The 18,653-nt window shown below is 69.1% G+C and carries 19 protein-coding genes; 15 read left to right on the top strand and 4 right to left on the bottom strand.

Annotated elements, in window-relative coordinates; genetic code table 11:
- Nucleotide 1 precedes the first annotated feature (1 nt).
- The 8 genes from ACFYNP_RS12985 (at nucleotide 2) to ACFYNP_RS13020 (ending at nucleotide 7,880) form a co-directional block, all read left to right on the top strand.
- Entirely contained in the window at nucleotides 2-550 is a 549-nt protein-coding gene (locus ACFYNP_RS12985; protein ID WP_388785168.1) for a DoxX family protein, read from the top strand.
- 98 nt (nucleotides 551-648) lie between these two features.
- Complete coding sequence (locus ACFYNP_RS12990) at nucleotides 649-1,236, top strand: Dps family protein (protein ID WP_388419395.1); 588 nt, start codon at nucleotides 649-651, stop codon at nucleotides 1,234-1,236.
- Nucleotides 1,237-1,350: 114 nt separating this feature from the next.
- Nucleotides 1,351-2,181, top strand: a complete 831-nt coding sequence (locus tag ACFYNP_RS12995; RefSeq protein ID WP_388785170.1) for an alpha/beta fold hydrolase — start codon at nucleotides 1,351-1,353, stop codon at nucleotides 2,179-2,181.
- A gap of 36 nt (nucleotides 2,182-2,217) precedes the next feature.
- Nucleotides 2,218-3,282, top strand: coding sequence for an alpha/beta hydrolase (locus tag ACFYNP_RS13000; RefSeq protein ID WP_388785172.1), 1,065 nt, complete (start codon nucleotides 2,218-2,220; stop codon nucleotides 3,280-3,282).
- On the top strand, nucleotides 3,279-5,222 hold the full coding sequence (locus ACFYNP_RS13005) for an amidohydrolase (RefSeq protein ID WP_388785174.1): 1,944 nt from the start codon (nucleotides 3,279-3,281) through the stop codon (nucleotides 5,220-5,222). The genes ACFYNP_RS13000 and ACFYNP_RS13005 overlap by 4 nt, the downstream gene beginning before the upstream one ends.
- Before the next feature lie 17 nt (nucleotides 5,223-5,239).
- Nucleotides 5,240-6,040 carry a GPR1/FUN34/YaaH family transporter gene (locus tag ACFYNP_RS13010; protein WP_388785176.1) on the top strand — a complete coding sequence of 267 codons (801 nt, stop codon included), beginning with the start codon at nucleotides 5,240-5,242 and terminating at the stop codon, nucleotides 6,038-6,040.
- Nucleotides 6,041-6,102: 62 nt separating this feature from the next.
- Nucleotides 6,103-7,191 carry an LLM class flavin-dependent oxidoreductase gene (locus ACFYNP_RS13015; protein WP_388785178.1) on the top strand — a complete coding sequence of 363 codons (1,089 nt, stop codon included), beginning with the start codon at nucleotides 6,103-6,105 and terminating at the stop codon, nucleotides 7,189-7,191.
- Nucleotides 7,188-7,880 carry an FMN reductase gene (locus ACFYNP_RS13020; RefSeq protein WP_388785180.1) on the top strand — a complete coding sequence of 231 codons (693 nt, stop codon included), beginning with the start codon at nucleotides 7,188-7,190 and terminating at the stop codon, nucleotides 7,878-7,880. Before ACFYNP_RS13015 ends, ACFYNP_RS13020 begins: the two co-directional genes overlap by 4 nt.
- A gap of 40 nt (nucleotides 7,881-7,920) precedes the next feature.
- Here the strand turns inward: ACFYNP_RS13020 and ACFYNP_RS13025 are convergent, their stop codons facing one another.
- From ACFYNP_RS13025 to ACFYNP_RS13035, 3 genes are all read right to left on the bottom strand, one after another.
- The gene (locus tag ACFYNP_RS13025) at nucleotides 7,921-8,916 is read right to left on the bottom strand and encodes a helix-turn-helix domain-containing protein (protein WP_388419381.1); all 996 of its coding nucleotides are present in this window, start codon (nucleotides 8,914-8,916) and stop codon (nucleotides 7,921-7,923) included.
- A gap of 602 nt (nucleotides 8,917-9,518) precedes the next feature.
- On the bottom strand, nucleotides 9,519-11,807 hold the full coding sequence (locus ACFYNP_RS13030; protein ID WP_388785182.1) for an ATP-binding protein: 2,289 nt from the start codon (nucleotides 11,805-11,807) through the stop codon (nucleotides 9,519-9,521).
- A 692-nt stretch (nucleotides 11,808-12,499) separates the two neighbouring features.
- Entirely contained in the window at nucleotides 12,500-13,477 is a 978-nt protein-coding gene (locus tag ACFYNP_RS13035; RefSeq protein WP_388785184.1) for an alpha/beta hydrolase, read from the bottom strand.
- Nucleotides 13,478-14,043: 566 nt separating this feature from the next.
- Between ACFYNP_RS13035 and ACFYNP_RS13040 the strand changes: the two genes are divergently transcribed.
- Complete coding sequence (locus tag ACFYNP_RS13040) at nucleotides 14,044-14,169, top strand: hypothetical protein (protein WP_388785186.1); 126 nt, start codon at nucleotides 14,044-14,046, stop codon at nucleotides 14,167-14,169.
- A 13-nt stretch (nucleotides 14,170-14,182) separates the two neighbouring features.
- Here the strand turns inward: ACFYNP_RS13040 and ACFYNP_RS13045 are convergent, their stop codons facing one another.
- Nucleotides 14,183-14,548: a MerR family transcriptional regulator gene (locus ACFYNP_RS13045; protein WP_388785188.1), complete on the bottom strand. Its 366-nt coding sequence runs from the start codon at nucleotides 14,546-14,548 to the stop codon at nucleotides 14,183-14,185.
- A 95-nt stretch (nucleotides 14,549-14,643) separates the two neighbouring features.
- Here ACFYNP_RS13045 and ACFYNP_RS13050 point away from each other — a divergent pair, with 95 nt between their 5' ends.
- The 6 genes from ACFYNP_RS13050 (at nucleotide 14,644) to ACFYNP_RS13075 (ending at nucleotide 18,617) form a co-directional block, all read left to right on the top strand.
- Nucleotides 14,644-15,120 carry a hypothetical protein gene (locus ACFYNP_RS13050; RefSeq protein ID WP_388785190.1) on the top strand — a complete coding sequence of 159 codons (477 nt, stop codon included), beginning with the start codon at nucleotides 14,644-14,646 and terminating at the stop codon, nucleotides 15,118-15,120.
- 41 nt (nucleotides 15,121-15,161) lie between these two features.
- Entirely contained in the window at nucleotides 15,162-15,446 is a 285-nt protein-coding gene (locus ACFYNP_RS13055) for a transposase (protein ID WP_388785287.1), read from the top strand.
- Nucleotides 15,447-16,490: 1,044 nt separating this feature from the next.
- On the top strand, nucleotides 16,491-16,625 hold the full coding sequence (locus ACFYNP_RS13060; protein WP_388785192.1) for a hypothetical protein: 135 nt from the start codon (nucleotides 16,491-16,493) through the stop codon (nucleotides 16,623-16,625).
- 118 nt (nucleotides 16,626-16,743) lie between these two features.
- Nucleotides 16,744-17,526: a hypothetical protein gene (locus ACFYNP_RS13065; protein ID WP_388785194.1), complete on the top strand. Its 783-nt coding sequence runs from the start codon at nucleotides 16,744-16,746 to the stop codon at nucleotides 17,524-17,526.
- Between the two features lie 246 nt (nucleotides 17,527-17,772).
- Nucleotides 17,773-18,189 (top strand): polyketide cyclase, encoded by a 417-nt coding sequence (locus tag ACFYNP_RS13070; protein ID WP_388785196.1) that lies wholly within the window; start codon nucleotides 17,773-17,775, stop codon nucleotides 18,187-18,189.
- Nucleotides 18,189-18,617 (top strand): MarR family winged helix-turn-helix transcriptional regulator, encoded by a 429-nt coding sequence (locus ACFYNP_RS13075; RefSeq protein ID WP_388419367.1) that lies wholly within the window; start codon nucleotides 18,189-18,191, stop codon nucleotides 18,615-18,617. The genes ACFYNP_RS13070 and ACFYNP_RS13075 overlap by 1 nt, the downstream gene beginning before the upstream one ends.
- Nucleotides 18,618-18,653: the final 36 nt, after the last annotated feature.

Raw genomic sequence — 18,653 nt, forward strand, 5'->3', positions numbered from 1 at the left:
CTTGGACACCGGCATCCTGGTCCTGCGTCTGCTGGTGGGCCTGCTCGTCGCGGGCCACGGCGTGCAGAAGATCAGCTCACATCTCGGCGGCAAGGGACTCGACGGCGGTGCCGAGGAGTTCCGCGCCGACGGCTTCCGCGGCGGAACCCTCACCGCACTCGCGGCGGGCGGCGGCCAGATCGGCTCCGGCCTGCTGCTCGCCGCCGGGTTCCTCACCCCGCTCGCCGCGACCGGAGCGATCGGGGTCATGACCGTCGCCCTCACCGTGAAGTGGCACAACGGCTTGTGGGTCCAGAACGACGGGTACGAATACCCGCTGGTCCTCATCGTCACCGCCGCCGCCCTTGCCGCCATCGGCCCGGGGGCCTGGTCCCTCGACGCGGCCGTCGGCCTGACGCCGTACCCGCTGTGGTGGACGGCCGTGGTGGTCGCGGCCGGCGGCGCCGCCGGACTGCTCACCCGGCTCGTGCTGCACCGTGCCCCGGCGACGGGCCCGGCCACGGCCGCAGCGACAGGGGCGGCCCAGGCCTCGGCCACCAGCCGCCCCTGAGCGCCGCGCGCAGACCGGGCCCGGCCATCCGCGCACACCCCCTTGGTCCGAGCGGCCGGACTCACCCCTCCCAGAGTCATGAACCACAGGAGCACCCGATGGAACCCGCACTCAGCACCACGTCTTCAGCCGGCGGAGGCCAGCCGCTGCTGCACCAAAAGGGCGCGGAGACCCAGCCGTTCGGCACCCTCAAGCAGCTGCCGATCGGCCTGGGACACGACACCCGCAAGTACGCCTGCCAGCGGCTGAACCGCGTTCTCGCCGACACACACATCCTGTACGCCCTCTACAAGAAGCACCACTGGCTCATGCGCGGAGCCACCTTCTACTCGCTCCACCTGATGCTGGACAAGCACGCACAGGACCAGCTCGCCCTCGTGGACGCGCTGGCCGAGCGGATCCAGAGCCTCGGCGGCGTCGCCGTCGCGGACCCCCGTCACGTCGCGGAGCTGACCTCCGTCCCCCGGCCGCCCGACGGCGTCGAGCCGGTGCCCGTCATGCTGTCGCGGCTCCTCGACGCGCACGAGCGGATCCTGACCGACGCCCGGGACGCCGCCGCGCGCGTCTCGGCCGAGGGCGACGAGGGCAGCACCGACCTGCTCGTCTCCGGGGTCGTGCGTACCGGTGAGACACAGGTGTGGTTCCTGGCGGAACACCTCGTGGACACCCCGCTGGTGCGCGCCTGACGGAACAGGCCCAGGACAGCCGGACGACGGCAGGGGCCTCGCCCGCGAAAGCAGCGACATCAGCCCGCACCAGCAACAGACGACATCACCACACCTTCAACAAGGGAGCACTCCATGCCGTTCATCAAGGTCGCCGAAGGCAATTCGGCGCCCGTCGAGCTGTACTACGAGGACCACGGGGCGGGACAGCCTATCGTGCTGATCCACGGCTGGCCGCTCAACGGGGCGTCCTGGGAGAAGCAGACCGCCGCCCTGCTCGCCGCGGGACACCGGGTCATCACGTATGACCGGCGCGGTTTCGGCCGCTCCGACCAGCCCGCCGACGGCTATGACTACGACACCCTCGCCTCCGACCTCAACGAGGTGCTCACCGCGCTCGACCTGCGCGACGCCGTTCTCGTCGGCTTCTCCATGGGCAGCGGCGAAGTGACCCGTTACCTCGGCACCTACGGCTCCGAGCGCATCGACAAGGCCGTCATGATCGGCGTCGTACCGCCCTTCCTGCTCCGGACGGACGACAACCCGGAAGGTGTGGACGGGAGCGTCTTCAAGGGCATCGAGGACGCCATCACGGCCGACCGCTTCGCCTTCATGTCCGCCTTCCTCGCCGACTTCTACAACGTCGACGTCCTGGGTGGCGAGCGCGTAAGTGACCAAGCGATACAGGCGAGTTGGAACGTGGCCGTCGGCGCATCCGCCAAGGGCACCCTCGACTGCGTCCAGGCCTGGCTTACCGACTTCCGCGCGGACCTGCCGCGCATCGACGTGCCCACGCTGATCATCCACGGCGACGCCGACCGGACCCTGCCCATCGACGCCACGGCGATCCCGTTGGCGAAGAGCATCGCGGGCGCGCGGCTCGACGTCGTCCCCGGCGGGCCGCACGGCCTGATCTGGACCCATGCCGCAGAGGTCAACTCCGCCCTGCTCGCCTTCCTGCGCTGAGACCCACCCACCCGTACCGCCTCCGAAGGAGCCCCCATGTCGAACCAGTCGAACCCGTCCAACCAGCCGAACCAGCCGAACCAGCCGAACCCGTCCAACCAGCCGAACCAGCCGAACCAGCCGAACCAGCCGAACCGATCCGACCGGTCGGGCCGGCCGCCGGTCCTGGAGCCCGCGGCCCAGGCCTTCGCCGATGCCACCGCCGAGCCGCCGTACCTCTACCAGATCCCCGTCGCGGACGGCCGCAAGGCCGTGGACGACGTCCAGGGCGGCGAAGGCGTCGCGCTGGACGCCGTGGACGAGGAATGGATCACCGTGCAGGGCGGCCCCACCGGAGACGTGCGCGCCCGCATCGTGCGCCCCAGTGGCATCGGCGGAACCCTCCCCGTCATCCTCTACATCCACGGCGCGGGCTGGGTCTTCGGCAACGCCCACACCCACGACCGTCTCGTGCGCGAACTCGCCGTCGGGGCGCGGGCGGCGGTCGTCTTCCCCGAGTACGACCTCTCGCCCGAGGCCCGCTACCCCGTGGCCATCGAGCAGAACTACAGCGTCGCCCAGTGGGTCTCCCGCGAGGGACACCACAAGCAGCTGGACGGCACCCGCATCGCCGTCGCGGGTGACTCGGTCGGCGGCAACATGAGCGCCGCCCTCACCCTCATGGCCAAGGAGCGCGGAGACGTCCGCATCGTCCACCAGGTCCTGTTCTACCCGGTCACCGACGCGTCCTTCGACACCGCGTCCTACCACGAGTTCGCCACCGGCTACTTCTTGCGCCGCGCGGCCATGCAGTGGTTCTGGGACCAGTACACGACCGACGAGGCCGAGCGTGCCAGGGTCACCGCCTCCCCGCTGCGCGCCTCCCGCGACCAGCTCACCGGACTGCCGCCCGCCCTGGTCATCACCGCCGAGGCCGATGTCCTGCGCGACGAGGGCGAAGCGTACGCGGCCAAGCTCCGTGCCGCGGGTGTCCCCGTCACCGCCCTGCGCGTGCTGGGCACCATCCACGACTTCGTCATGCTGAACGCGCTGCGCGAGACGCATGCCGCGACGCTCGCCATCGGCCTGGCGGCCGACACCCTCCGCAAGGCCCTGGCATGACCGGAGCGAAGACCCCGGACACCCTGGACGCCACCGCGAGCATGCCCGTGTCCGGCGTGCTCCCGGCACCGAACGCGGACCGGTCGGCAGCCGACCTCCTGGTGCGCAACGCCAAGGTGTTCACCGGCGATGCCGGGCGCCCCGAGGCCCGCGCCGTCGCGATCCGCGACGGCCGGGTCGTGGCCCTCGGCGACGACCACGACCTCGCGCGGTTCGTGGGCCCGGCGACCAGGATCGTCGACGCACTCGGCCGCCGGGTGGTCCCCGGCCTGAACGACTCACACCTGCACGTCATCCGAGGCGGCCTCAACTACGTCCTGGAGCTGCGCTGGGACGGGGTGCGCAGCCTCCGCCACGCGCTGGCCATGCTGCGCGACCAGGCCGGCCGCACTCCCAAGGGGCAGTGGATACGGGTCGTCGGAGGCTGGACCGCCGAGCAGTTCGCCGAACGCAGGATGCCGACCGTGGCCGAGCTGAACGCCGCCGCGCCCGACACACCGGTGTTCGTCCTGCACCTCTACCAGTCGGCACTGATGAACCGGGCCGCCGTGCGGGCCGCCGGATACACCCGCGAGACCCCTGACCCGCGGGGCGGCCAGATCGTACGCGGCCGGGACGGCGAGCCCACCGGCGTGCTCCTTGCGGCACCGAGCGCCCTCCTCCTGTATTCCACCCTGGCGAAGGCGCCGGCCCTCGACGCGGCGGACAAAAGGACGTCGACACGGCACTTCCTGCGTGAACTGAACCGATTCGGGCTGACGTCCGCGGTCGACGCCGCCGGTGGCTTCCAGAACTTCCCCGACAACTACGCCACGGTCATGGACCTTGCCAGGTCGGGGGAGCTGTCGCTGCGGATCGCCTACCACCTCTTCCCGCAGACGGCGGGACAGGAGATCGCCGACCTGAAGCGCTGGACCGAGATGGCCGAGCCCGGGGACGGGGACGAGTGGCTGCGCCTCAACGGCGCGGGCGAGAACCTGACCTGGGCCGCCGCCGATTTCGAGAACTTCTCCGAACCCCGGCCCGAACTCGCCGAGGGATACGAGGCCGAATTCGAGCAGGCAGTCCGGCTGCTGATGGAGAAGGGCTGGGGATTCCGGCTCCACGCGACCTACGACGAGACGATCCGGCGCGATCTGGCCGTCTTCGAGAAGCTCGCCGCCGAGGGGCTCTTTCCGGGCGGGAACCGCTGGCTCTTCGACCACGCCGAAACGGTGTCGGCCGACAGCCTGGACCGGATCGCGGCCCTCGGCGGGGCCCTGTCCGTACAGAACCGGATGTCCTTCCAGGGCAAGGCCTTCCTCGACCGCTACGGCGCCGAGGCAACCGCCGACGCCCCACCGGTCCGGGCCATGCTCGACCGGGGCCTGACCGTCGCCGCCGGAACGGATGCCACGCGTGTGTCCTCGTACAACCCGTGGGTGTCGCTGCACTGGCTCGTCACCGGTCGTACCGTCGGCGGGACCGTGCTCCACCCGGCCGCGAACCTGCTCAGCAGGGAGACCGCACTCGGCCTCTACACCCGCGGGGGCGCACAGCTCACCGGCGAGCAGGACGTCAAGGGGATCCTGCGCGAGGGCTGCTACGGCGACCTGGCGATCCTGTCGGACGACTACTTCACCGTGCCGCCGTCCGCCATACCCGACATCGAATCCGTGCTCACCGTCGTCGGCGGCCGCATCGTCTACGCGAGCGCGGAGTACGAGGGCCTCGACGAGGCCCTCCCTCCGGTCAGCCCGCCGTGGGCGCCGGTGGCCCGGTTCGGCGGCTATCAGGCACGTGGCCAACTGCCGGGCGCCCAGCGGTCGGACGGTGTGGAGCAGGCCCTCCGTGTGGCCGAGGCAGTCGCCGAGTCCGAGCAGCACCGCCAGTGGCGTGTCGCACGCGGCGCCGGACCCGATACGCCTGCGCCCTTCCTCGACCCCTGCTTCGCGCACTGAACAAGGGACCCCTTCCGATGCGTACACCCCCCGCCGTCGGCGGCGATCCGGGCGAGAGCCCGGACCCGGACAACACCCGAAGCCCGGAGAGCCGGGAAGGCCGGAATGGACCGGAAGCCGAGGCCGGTCCGGTGGTGACGGCCGCCGCCCGTCGTCACGAACCGGACCTCCGGTCGATGACGCGGATCAACCTGCGCCCCATCGCCTCACCCATGCCCCTCGGGTTCTTCACCGTGGCGATCGCGTCCGCGATGACGGGCTGCCTGCAACTGGGGCTCCTCGAAACGGCGGACCGCCGGGCCGTCGCCCTGTGCGTACTGCCCGCCTTCGCCCTCCAACTCCTGGTCAGCATGCTGGCCTTCGGCGCGCGGGACGTGCTCGCGGCGACCCTCATGGGCACGTTCGCCGGCAGCTGGCTGGCGTACTCCCTCGTCATGGGCACCGGCGCGCCCGGTGCCCTCCGGGTACTGGGTGTGTTCAACCTGGCCTTCCTGTGCTTCGGGGCGCTGATGGCGGCCGTGGCCCGGCCCAAGCGGGCGCTGTGGTTCGTCCTCGTCGCGTCGCTGCCGCGCTGGGCTGCCACCGGCCTTGCGGGGCTGACCGGGACGGCATGGATGACCCGCACCGCCGGCGCCCTCGGGCTCGTGGTCGCGCTCGTCGCGACGTACGCGGCCTTCGCGCTGATGCTGGAGGACATGCGCAGCGAGGAAGTCCTGCCCATCGGCCGCAGCGGTCCCGCGCACACCGCCGTCGAGGGCGACCTCGCGGTGCAGCTCCGCAACCTGGAGCGCCAGGCGGGCGTGCGCCGCACCCTCTGAACACTCCGTCGCTCCGGTACGCCGGAACTCTTGCAACCCCTCTACGAAGGAAAATAACTCCTGTGCAGTTCGGCATTTTCACGGTGGGCGACGTCACGCCCGATCCGACCTCGGGGCGGACTCCCACCGAGCACGAGCGGATCAAGGCGATGGTCACCATCGCGCTCAAGGCGGAGGAAGTGGGGCTCGACGTCTTCGCGACCGGCGAGCACCACAACCCGCCGTTCGTCCCGTCCTCGCCGACCACGATGCTCGGCTACATCGCCGCCCGTACCGAGCGGCTGATCCTGTCCACCTCCACGACCCTGATCACCACCAACGACCCGGTGAAGATCGCCGAGGACTTCGCGACGCTTCAGCACCTCGCCGACGGGCGTGTCGACCTGATGATGGGACGCGGCAACACCGGCCCGGTGTACCCGTGGTTCGGGCAGGACATCCGTGACGGCATCCCGCTGGCGCTGGAGAACTACGCGCTGTTGCGCCGGCTGTGGCGCGAGGACGTGGTGGACTGGGAGGGACGCTTCCGTACCCCACTCCAGGCCTTCACCTCCACGCCGCGCCCGCTGGACGGCGTGCCGCCCTTCGTCTGGCACGGCTCGATCCGCAGCCCGGAGATCGCCGAGCAGGCGGCCCTGCACGGCGACGGCTTCTTCGCGAACAACATCTTCTGGCCCAAGGACCACTTCCGCAGGCTGGTCTCCCTGTACCGGCGACGCTTCGCGGAGCACGGCCACGGTACGCCCGAGCAGGCCGTGGTCGGTCTCGGTGGCCAGGCGTTCATCCGCCGCAACTCGCAAGACGCGACAAGGGAGTTCCGCCCGTACTTCGACAACGCGCCCGTCTACGGGCACGGTCCGTCACTGGAGGAATTCACCGAGCAGACACCGCTGACCGTCGGCAGCCCCCAGGAGGTGATCGAGAAGACCCTCACCTTCCGCGAGAGCTTCGGCGACTACCAGCGGCAGCTCTTCCTGATGGACCACGCCGGCCTTCCGCTCAAGACGGTGCTCGAACAACTGGACATCCTCGGTGAAGAGGTCGTTCCGGTACTGCGCAAGGAATTCGCCGTAGGCCGACCCGCCCAGGTACCAGCAGGACCGACCCACCAGGCGCGGGTGGCGGCCCCCGCTGCCGGGGAGCAGCAGTGAGGCCGGTGCGGCTCGCGGTCGTGACCGCGGGTCTGAGCGTCCCGTCCTCGACCCGTTTGCTCGCCGACCGGCTCGCCGACTCGGTGGGCAAGCAGTTCGCCCATTCCGGAAGGGCAGTTGACGTTACGGTCGTCGAACTGCGCGAGCTGGCCGTGGACATCGCCAAGAATCTGGTCACCGGCTTCCCCGCCCCCGCGCTGCGCGGGGCGATCGAGGCGGTGACGGAGGCGGACGGCCTGATCACCGTCACCCCGGTCTTCAGCGCCTCGTACAGCGGTCTGTTCAAGTCCTTCGTCGACGTGCTCGACCGGGACGCGCTCGCCGGCAAGCCGACGCTGATCGCGGCCACCGGCGGCACCGCACGGCACTCCCTCGCTCTGGAGTACGCGCTGCGACCGCTCTTCGTGCACCTGCGCGCCCAGGTGGTGCCGACCGCCGTCTTCGCGGCTCCGGAGGACTGGGGTTCGGCCGGCGACGGCCGCACGGCCGCTCTGGCCGCGCGCATCGCACGGGCGGCGGCCGAACTCGCCGCAGCCGACGTCCCAGCGATCAGCCGACCCGACGACCCAACAGGGAAGGACTGCCGTGTCCCCAACGCCGATGACCTGCCGCAGGGCCGCTTCCCCACGCCCACGGGGAGCCGTCGCATTCACCGAGCCGGTCCTGGTCCAGACGCGTCATCGACCTGATCGGGTGAGCGGTAGGCACCATGCCCAACCTGACGGCCCATCAGTTCACCGTGCTGCTGGACTGCCACTCCCGGGGAGACATGGCGTAGGCGGCGCGGAAGGCCCGGCTGAAGTGCGAGGAGCTCACGAAACCCCATCGGTGGGCGACCGCGGAGACGGACGACGCAGCCCTCGACGGCAGGGACAGGTCACGGCGACACCGCTCCAGGCGCTCCCGCTGCACCCAACGGCTCACCGTGACCCCGTCCGACTGGAAGAGCTTGTGCAAATACCGCACCGAGATGTGGTTCGCCGCCGCGATCCGCTCCGGCGAGAGGTCGGGGTCCGCCAAGTGCCGGAGTGTGTACGCCTTGACACGCGCCAGCATCCCGCGGGCCACTTCCGAACCCTCGGGGTTCAGCCGGCCCTGGCGTTCGCGGACCAGTACGGCCAGCAGGTCGCTTGCGGTCATGGCGAGCTGCTCGCCCGTGTACGGGTCGAACCCGTCCGCCCACTCGGCCAGGCGCTCCAGATACCCGGAGACCAGTGCGGACGTACCGCAGTCGCTACCGAATACGGTCCCGGTGATCGCCCGCAGACTGTCCTCCGTCACGCCGAGCCCCTCCTTCGGCACCCGGAAGGCCGTGAAGCGGAAGGGGTCCGGCTGCTCGCGCTCGTAGGGCTGACCGGCGTCTGAGCAGGTGAAAGTACCAGGACTGACCAAGGCCTGACGGCTGTTCTGGGTGAGCTTCGCGGTACCCCGGTGCTGCATCGTGACGGTGATGAACCCCTCCCCGCCCCGGGCGATCAAGCGTCGGTCGCGCGAGACGGTCTGGGGGCCCGCCTCGACCACGGAGATCTGCATGGGGCCGAGCGATCGACTGGAGATCGTCGCCACCGAGGGCTTGCCCTCGTGCAGCACGACATCGAGCGGAATGAACGTGTCGGACACCACGCGGTGCCAGTAGTCCGCCCGTTCGTAGGGCGCCAGCGGCTCGGTGGACAGCACGACGGGCATCTGTCGGGCAAGGGCGGTGGTGCTGGAAGTCAGGCTCACGGGCTCTCCGGTGACATGCGGATCTCTCCAGACCGGTCTCGGAGCATCTGGCACGGACACTATCGGTCACATGACTTGAAGAGCGTCTGGTGGAGGTGATTGGTAGGTCGGTCGAGGTCTATGGCGGGGTGTCGGTCTGCGGCAGGAAGAGCTGCCCCTCCCGGGCTCCGAGGAGGCTCCTCGCAGCCGGGCTACGGAGGGGGAGTGGGCCATGTGGCGCGGAGGGGCGGTGGGTACGAGGAGGTCTCATGCGTCTCTTCCCTTTCACTCACCCGTCACTGCGGGGGCTCGCGCGGCCGAGTCATAAGCCCGGTGTGCTGGCGCGGCCCCTGTCGCAGGGCCCGGGCGCGTTCTGGGCGGTCCGGCTGCCTGCCAAGGTCCAGCCAAGCCGTCGGACGGTGCGACGACCAGGCACAAGACAGGCAGAAAAGGACGTGGACCGCGACAGGGACTGATACGCGAAGGGACCAGAGGTGTGCGCTCAGGAGCAAGAAAGCGGCCGTCCGGCACCGCTACGCTCATGGGACGGGGCAGCGTTCATGTGCGTCTGGGCGCACTGCAAGCGCGCCGAAAGTCTTCAGTCGGCCCGCATGGCCGGCCCCTCAGTCCCCTGCGAGACGGGCGAGCTGGTCACGAGCAGCTGCGACAGCCCTCGGGTCGGCGCCAGGATCCAGGCGGACGCAGCAGCTGAAGGCTTCGTATGCCTCCTGTGGACGTCCGGCGGACAGGAGGGCGGTGCCGAGATGGTTGAGGTGTCGGCTTTCCAGGGAGGTGTTGGCGGTGCCCCGACAGATGTCAACCGCTGTCTGCAAATGAGCCACGGCTTGTTCCCAACACTGTGTCCGGGCGTAACTGTTGCCCATCCCGGCGTGCAGTCCGAGCCGTGCGACATCGGCGACGTGGGGAGCGATGCGGTCGGCGAACTCATCGAGGAAGGTGAGTGTTTGCCGGAAGGACCCGAGGGCTTCTTCGAAGCGCCCCTGTTCCAGGAGGCTGAGGGCGGCGGCGTGCCGGGCTTGAAGGCTGCCGTGCAGATCCCCGGCGGCTTCGAAGAGCCGGCCGGAACGCTGGGTGTGATCGTCTGCCGCCGCGTAATCGCCGAGCTTGCGGAACGCCCAGGCGCGATAGTTGTGGGCCCAGGCCTGCTGGCCGGGATCGGCGGCGCGCTCCGCGGCGGCGAAGGCCTGAGCGGAGCGGTCGAGGCTCTCTTGGAACCGGCTTTCGCACACCATGAGGGCCCAGGCGTGGTAGTTGAGGTGGGTCGCCTCCAGGAGCGGATCGCCCAGCGCCTGCGCACACCGGGCCGAGGTGGCGAAGACCTCGGGCCAGTGACCCCAGAAGATCCACTGGTCGGAGAACCAGTGCAGGGCCTCGGCCACCTCCACGACCCTGGCGTGTTCACCGGCCGCGGCCGCGGCCCGCAGGGCCGCCAGCCAGTTGACGCCCTCGCTCTGGAGCCACCCTCGTGCCGCCTCGGCGGAGGAAAGGTCCGCCATTCCCTGCCAGGTGGGTGGCGGCGCACCGTGCTCGGGTTCGTACCATCGTCCTGCGACGACCGCGGTCTCCAGCAGCCACCGATACAGAGCCGAGCGGGCCCGGTGCGCGTCCGCCGCGCCCTCCTCGGCTTCCAAACGGGTGCGGGCGAACAGCCGCAGCAGGTCATGGAGGCGGTAACGGTCCTGGTCCGCGCCCAGGAGCCCGACCTCGACCAATTCCTCCAACACGTCCTCGGCTTCGTACAGTTGCTGTCCGGTCAGCTGGGCGGCGCAGGCCGCGCTGGTATCCGGCCCCGGGACGAGGGCGAGCAGCCGGAACAGGCGGGCGGCTGTGGGGGTGAGCTGACGGTACGACAGGTCGAAGGCTCCGGATACCCGAACGTCGCCGGCCGTCAGTGCGTCCAAGCGCCTCTCGTCGACCGCGAGACGGTCCGCGAGGCGCCGCAGGGACCAGCCGGTGCGGGTGGCGAGCCAATTACCGGCCACTCGGAGCGCCAGCGGCAGGTGACCACAGTGGCGGGCGACGTCGGCGAGGGAGAGGGGGTCGGCTCCGGCCCGCGTGCCCCCGACGAGGGTGGTCAAGAAGGCGGCGGCTTCCTGCGAACTCAGCTCGCCCAAGGGGAGCCGGTGAACGCTTTCCAGTCCGGTGAGCATCCGCCTGCTGGTCACCACGACCATCCCCGCGCCTGCACCGGGCAGCAGCGGGCGTACCTGCGCCTCGTCCCGAGCGTTGTCCAGCACCAACAGGCACCGCCGCTCGGCCAGCAGTTGACGGTACAGCCCAGGGTGGCCCTGCGGACCGGCCTTCGCAAGGTCGCGGTCCGCGACCTGGAGCGCTCTGAGTATGCCGAGCATGAGCTCCGCCGGCCCGGGCGGATCGTCGTCCATGCCGCGCAGGTCCAGCACCAGCTGGCCGTCCGGGAACCCGGGGGAGAGCTGACGCGCGGCGTGCAGCGCGAGCGTGGTCTTGCCCGTGCCCGGTGGGCCCGACACCGCGACGACCACCGGATGGACAGGTCGGTCCATTGCCAAGGCGTCGGAGGCGTCATGCGAGGACGCCCGCTCGGCGAGTTGCGCAAGGAAGGCCAACTCCCGGCTCCGGCCGACGAAATCGTCGATGCCACGCGGGAAGGTATGCACCCCAGAGGGGTTGTACTCCGCGCGGCGCCCACTGCGGGCAACCGCGAGCAGTCGTTCCCGGTCCGTCTCGTCGAGGCCGAGCCCGTCCGCCAGCGCGGCCACCGTCCTGCGTTGTGGAGCGGCCCGGCGTCCCCGCTCCAGATCCCCGATGCCCCGCACGCTCACTCCCGAGGCTTCCGCCAGGCCCTCGATGGTCAGCGACGCGGCCAGCCGCAACGCACGCAGAGCGCTCCCGAACGGCTCGTGCCCTTTCACCGCGCCGCCTCCTCTGGCCCACGAACGGCGCCCTCCCAAGGGTGATCGTCAGAATTATAGGAGATGTCCGAAGTGCCGCTGTCAGCTGTCACAGACCGGACACCGGCCCCGGACGGGTGTCTGGCAAGACATGTACGCGCCCCTTCGGCGCCTCTGAGCAGCCGGCCGAGAACTCGTCGATGATCGCTCCGAACAGGCACGGCGGCAGGACGTGGTGGATGGGAGTGCCTGCGGCCAGCGGTTCACCCGCTGGTCACTGTGCAAACTCGTCGCCTGCCCGCGGAAAGTCCACGGTCTGGCGATCTGCATCGGCCGCGAGGCGTACGGTGTCTGCTCGTCCGCCGCAGCGTCACTTTCCGGCGCACGAAGACCTGGAAGGATCCTCCGACCCCCAGCGCGACCCCCTGCACGACCCCCTGCGCGACGCCAAGCTCCGGAGCAAGCACGTGCTGGATCACATCCCGGACCGGGTGTTTGCGATCGACGAGTTCGGTCCGCTCGGCATTCGTCCCTGCCCCCGCGGCTGACCATCGACGAACAGGACCTCCGGGGAACAGAGTTGACTGACTGCCTACGGCCGATGGATATGGATCCCCACCCCCCTGTATGGGGACGGCATGGTCCTGGCAGGATCAGCGGATGCTGATCACGCCCCGTCACGGGCACGTGTCGGCCGCCCCGCGAGCAGGACGTCAGCTTTTCGCCAGGATCCGCTTCAGCCAGGCACGGCGGGCCTGGCGTGCTGCCTGGCTGATCTCCGCGTCGGGGACTACCAAGTCGAACGTGTGGAATCCGCCGGCCCACACATGCAGTTCGGCCGACCCGCCGGCTCGCCAGATCCCGTCGGCGTAGGCCAGGGCCTCGTCGCGCAGGATCTCCGCCGAGCCGACGTCGATGAAGGCGGGAGGCAGTCCGGACAGATCCGTGGCACGCGCGGGCGAGGCGTGGGGGGACACGGACGGGCCTCCGCTCGGGGAACCGAGCAGGGCCTTCCATCCGAAGCCGTTCCAGCTGCGGTCCCAGACATCGACACCGTCCATCTGATGGGCCGAAGCGCTGTCGTTGCGGTCGTCGAGCATCGGGCACATCAGCAGCTGCCCGGCCAGGCGAGGACCGCCCCTGTCGCGTACCAGCAGACTCAGAGCGGCGGCGAGGCCCCCGCCGGCGCTGGTTCCCGCGACGATGATCCGGTCCGCGGCCACGCCCAGTTCGTCCGCGTGCTCAGCGGTCCACAGCAGCCCGGCGTAGACGTCGTCGAGCGGTGCGGGATGCGGATGCTCCGGCGCCAGCCGGTACCCCACGGAGATCAGCGTCGACCCGAACCGTTCGGCCTCGTCCAGCAGCGGTTCCAGGAAGAACAGGTGCCGGGGATCGCCGGTGAAGTAACCGCCGCCGTGCATGAAGTAGATGGCCGGCCGAGATGCCGCCGGGTCGGCAACGGTGGCAGGCGTGCAGATCAGCAGCTCGGTCTCCGAGCGGCCGGACGACGACGGAACCCGGCGCGACACCACCTCGAAGCGCCCGCCCTGCTGCAACTCGTCGAGTGTCGGCACCTCCGCGGCGTCTTCGGCTCGCACCTTCGGCAGCCGCTCCAGGCTCATCGGAACCCCGGCCTCCTTCACCGCGCGGTATCCGTCCAGCAGCGCCGCGTCGATTGGTATGGCAGGCATTGCCGTCATTAGTCCCCAGTCCGCCTATTCGCATGTCACCCTCAGGGATGGCGGTCGTGCACTCCTCGCATGCGCCTGCGATCCCTCGCGGGAGGCGTGAACCTCTGCCACCGGGTGCAGTGTAGATCTTGCTCGACGCGATCCACCTCGCTTCCTGCCGCGGCTGCATCCGCCGCGGTGGTCGCGGGCCTCCTGGCGGAGCTGCGCGGCTGCGTGGGGGAGGGCGTCGATGCGTTGTACGGCCGTAGAGCAAATCCGATCGGCCGGGCACCGGAGGAGCCGACTGGCACGGAGGGAGAGCCGCCGCAGAGCGCGCCGGGGGAGGACGCACCGATGCTCCATCAGTTCCCGGGCACGCCAACCCAACCGAAGGGACAGACTGCGTAGGGGGACAGCCGCTCAAGCTGGTCTCCTACAAGGACGGTGTCGCGGAGGCGCCGTTCCTGATCCTCAAGGTGCCGGCTGACGGATCGACAAGATCGAGGGTTGCCGGAGAGTGATGTCTCGACGTTGGTGAGAAGCGATCAACGCCTGCACTCGGTACCCATCCCGAGGCAACGCACCCGGTGGAGGGAAACGCCGGTGGATGGCACGACTCGCAGCTGACGCCCGTCGGCGTCCGTGCGGCCCTCTCCATCGCCCAGGCTCTGCGGGCCGAGGTCACGGACGGCGCCGAGATGAAGCTGTCTTGAGTGGGCGGGACACTCAATGGGGATGTTGGGAGGGGCGTAGGGGGCAGCCTGTTCCTATGCGCTCGGTGAGTTCGGCTCGTAGGGCAGTGAGTTCAATCATGCGTGCGTCGACGACACGCACCTTTTCCTCGAAGAGTGCGGACAACGCTTCGGCGGTATCGGGCGCTTGACGGAGTGCATCGCCGGTGCGCGCGATCTCCGCCAGCGAGAAGCCGAGCGTCTGCGCGGTACGGACGTAGTGCAGCCACATCACGGTCTCGGGTGGGAAGTCGCGGTATCCGTTGGCCAGACGCTGACCGGAGACCAGGCCGATCTTCTCGTAGAACCGGATGGTGTCTTTGGTCGTCCCTGTCCGAGCGGCCAGTTCTCCGATGCGCATGGCTTCCCTCGCTGAGATCTTCGGCTTGACCTTGGACCGTACTCCACTGTTTAGCGTGAGGTGTCGCTGCCCACCAGACAGACAGGAGCCTCCCTGTGTTCCATCGCTTCGCGCCCGCACGCCCCGCCTATCTTCGTGTCGTCCGTGCGAACGCCTGGTATGACCTCATTGTCACGGCGGGATTCACTACACCGTGGACCCTCGCTCTGGTGCATGACGGCCTGTCCTGGGTGGGTGACTCCCTCGGCCTGGGTATCACGCCCGAACTCGACCCGATGCAGACCCTGTACGCGAATCTGATGGGCTCGGTCGTGGTCATCTGGGCGACCCTGCGGGTGGTCAGACCCCTTGCGGTGCACGGGCTGTTCGACGGCATCGCGCGCGCCCTGTTCGTGACATGGATGGCGTACGCCCTGGCGCATGGCGTCCCCCAGTGGCTGTGGCTGTTCCTCGTGGTCGAGGCGGCGCTCGCCGTCGTCGAGCTCGGGCCTTGGTTGCTGCACCGCAAGAACCGGTCGACGGACGGTTGCTCCGGCTCGGCTGATGGGCGTCTCCTCGGCTCGGCGAGTTAGAGATCGTCTCAACTGGCTTGATCACTAGGCCGACGGCCGTGATGGCGATGGTGGAGCGGCTGGTGCCGGACTGGTTGCGGAAGTTGTCCCAGCGGGTGGTTCCGGCTGCTCCGGTACGACCACAAGGTGGTGACCGGCGCAGAAATGGGGATCGGCAGGTGCTGGCGGCCATCATGTTCGTGGCCACGACCGGCTGTACGCGGCGCCAACTGCCGCCGGGCTTCGGCCCGTCCGCCGGGGCACGTCGATATCGCGGTGCGGATGGCGCAGGAATGGTTGGCTGCGTCCATTGTGCATGGCTAGGAATTGGGCAAGGGGCCGGCTGATCATCGCCGTATGCCCCGACAACCCGCACCACCCCTTCCGCCTCGTCACACAGTGAGCGGACGCCTTCCGGTCGGGGTGAACCGGCGGACGCACGCGATCAACACCGACGACATTGACCATTGATCGCTGTCTCACCCTGACCATCGCCCAATACGCAGCCCGGCCCGCCCCCGCCTGGCCGCCGGCACGATCATCGCCACCACGGTTCCCCAGCGGTGGGTGGGGTGCCCGGTCCGGGTCCTGGCGCTGTAGTCAGATCCTCAACTCGGCCGGATGCCCGTCCAGTTGGGCTTCATGCATGTTGCACAGATCGCAGTGAGAGCGCTTTCTTAAGGTCCGGCAAAATACGCGCGTTAACACCTGAAGATAGCTACTGGTCGCCGATTCGCGCCTGCGTTCTGAAAGGAATGCATCGGCAAAATCCCGTGAGACGTGCGCGTATGACGATCGCCGCGGCGGTTTCCGGAGCGGCGCTTTCGCTGTTGGGCTGGGGACGGAGAGGAAGGCCCACAAGCCGATGTGGGTGATGCCGAGGGCCCGGGCGACGACCGTGATGACACGGTCGGCCCGGGTGGCTGAAGGTGTGGTCACGGCGCCGGTCATGAGGCAGTAGGGCTCGTTCTGCTGGATCGGGCAAGGAGCGGACCTGGTACAGCTGACACGGACCACTGGAAAGAGCACTCCGGGGCAACGCTCCCATGACCGCAAGGAACGCATCACTCGGAGCGGTGATTTGGCCATGTCGGCATTGAGCCCATGGGTCGGCCGCGTACGCCACGGGCGGGGCGATCGCGGATCCGATCACGCCAGGACGAGCAATGGCAGAGGCAAAACGCCAAAGGGCGGAGCAATCGCCCCCAACAGAAAGCATCGGCGAGTATGCGATCCGACTGTGCAGTCGGATCGCATACCACTTTGGTAAGCAGGCCGACCGTCGAGTCGGATCGCCCACAACGGCGGTAGTGACCAAGGCGGTTGGCGCCTGGAGCCCATGCGTGACAGCGCTCATCGGTCTGTGGGGTGGGCCGAGCTACGCACCGAGCTTGCCATTCTCCGACTGGTGGATCCTCAGCAAGCTCAAGCTGGGGCTGTCGGCGCAGTCCTTCCACCCGAAGATGGGAGGCGCGCGCCTCTACGCGAACACCCTGGAACGAAAGTCGAAGGCGATGGGCGTGTAGCCCAGCCCCCACAGCCGGGGCGGCCGGCTCTCAGGGCCGACTCCGGCCTGCCCAAGGGCCCCAGCTGGATGAGTACCGTACGGATGGATGTCGTGGGCGACAGCGCCACTATGGACGCATGACTCTGAAGAGGGCACTGCCCGCCTTGACCGGCATGCGTGAGACCGTCTCGCGCGCACTCGGCGTTCTCCTGGTCCTCACGCTCTCGGCATGCTCTTCGCAGGACCGCGCCACGTCCCCGCAGGAGGTACGCAAGCTCGCGGGCAGTTCGCAGGCTCAAAAGTCCCGGAAGACCGCGGAAGACCACCTACGGGCCACAGTGAACGCGTATGCGCAGGGCACCCCCCTCGTCCTCGGGCTCGTTGCGGTCGACGACGTCTGTTCCGGCGGGAAAGCTCGCGAATGGTTCTTCCAGGACGGAGACGACGGCTACAAGATCCGGTGCGACCTGCAGGTAACCGCCTACTACGGCGCCGATCCACACCGGATCGCGGACGTCCTGGACGGAGTCCTCGCTGCTGGCGACCGCTACCTCAGCCAAGAGCACCCGGCCCCGTACGCCAGCATCCCCTTCAACCGCCAGAACGGGCCCAGCCCCCTGGTCGACTACTACCGAGGAACCGGCCCCAACCCCAACAGCCCGAGCACATTGGAACCGACCTACCTGTTCGCCGACGGGCAGAGCTTGTACTGGGACACCCGGCGCAGTAGCCAGAAGAAACTTGTCAGTGAAGCCACGCGTTTCGACAGTGACCCGCCCGTCGCCCGCTGCCTGCGAGAACCTTCCTCCATGACGGTAGAAGACATCCGCAAGAAGTACGGAATGGTTTTCAAGCTGGAACTGTCACAGGTGATCTATTACGAAGTGGCCAAAAACGGCACAGTCGTGACGGTGCTCTAAGTGGTCAACTCTCGAAATCCTTCGAAGGTTGCCGCGGTGGCGGGTGCCGTGCAGAGGACGGGGAGGATGCCTGCACGGTGAGCCGGAGTTCGCGTGCGTGGGGGAGGGCCTCATCGGTGGCGTGGGCTCGGGCTGTGGTGCGAAGTGGGCGATCGCGGCACTGCGGGATGGAGGCCGTGCGCCACTGGACGGATAGTCCGTGCGCAGATAATCTATGGATGGATCATCTAGTCGAGGAGACCGGTCATGTGGGAGTACGAGCACAGCATCGAGACCAGCGCCACCCCCGAGGCGGTCTGGCGGCTCTGGGCCGACGTTGAGAACTGGGGCAGCTGGAACGCCGAGATCGAGAAGATCGAGATCAGTGGCCCGTTCGCGGCGGGCACGCAGATCACGATGACGCCGCCCGGAGACGACCCGGTCCTGCTGCGCATCGCCGAGACGGTCGAAGGCGAACTGTTCGTCGACGAGGCGCGCTTCAACGGCCTGCTGCTGCGCACCATCCACCGGATCGAGCGGATCGACCAGCACCGGATCCGCGTGGTGTACCGGATGGAGATCACCGGCACCGGCGCGGACGAGACAGGCCCGCAGATCGGCCCGGGCATCACCGCCGACTGGCCCCAGACCATGGCCTCGCTGACCGAGCTGGCGCTGCGCTGATGGCCCTCAGCCCCGGCGGCAGCCCCGGATTCCTGCTGTGGCACGCCACTCTGCGCTGGCAGCGCGACATCGCCACAGCCCTGGCCCCGCTCGACCTCACCCACGTACAGTTCGTGCTGCTCGCCTGCACCTGGTGGCTCAACACCCAAGGCGAGCACCCCAACCAGCTGACCCTCGCGCGCCAAGCCGGCACCGACGTCAAGATGACCTCCCAGGTACTGCGCACCCTCGAACACAAAGGACTCATCGAGCGCGAAGTCGACCCGGCCGACACCCGCGCCAAACGACTGCGCGCCACCGACACCGGCGCCGACCTGGCCCCACGCGCGATTGCCGCCGTTGAGCGCGCCGACGCACGGTTCTTCCAACCGGTACCCCTCGACGACGCGGTAGCCCTGCTCGGCCGCCTGGCCCATCCCGACACCTAATCGAGGACGCGCCGGAGGCCGTGTGGACGTTCACGT

This window comes from Streptomyces sp. NPDC006691 (assembly GCF_042869955.1).
Taxonomy (GTDB): domain Bacteria; phylum Actinomycetota; class Actinomycetes; order Streptomycetales; family Streptomycetaceae; genus Streptomyces.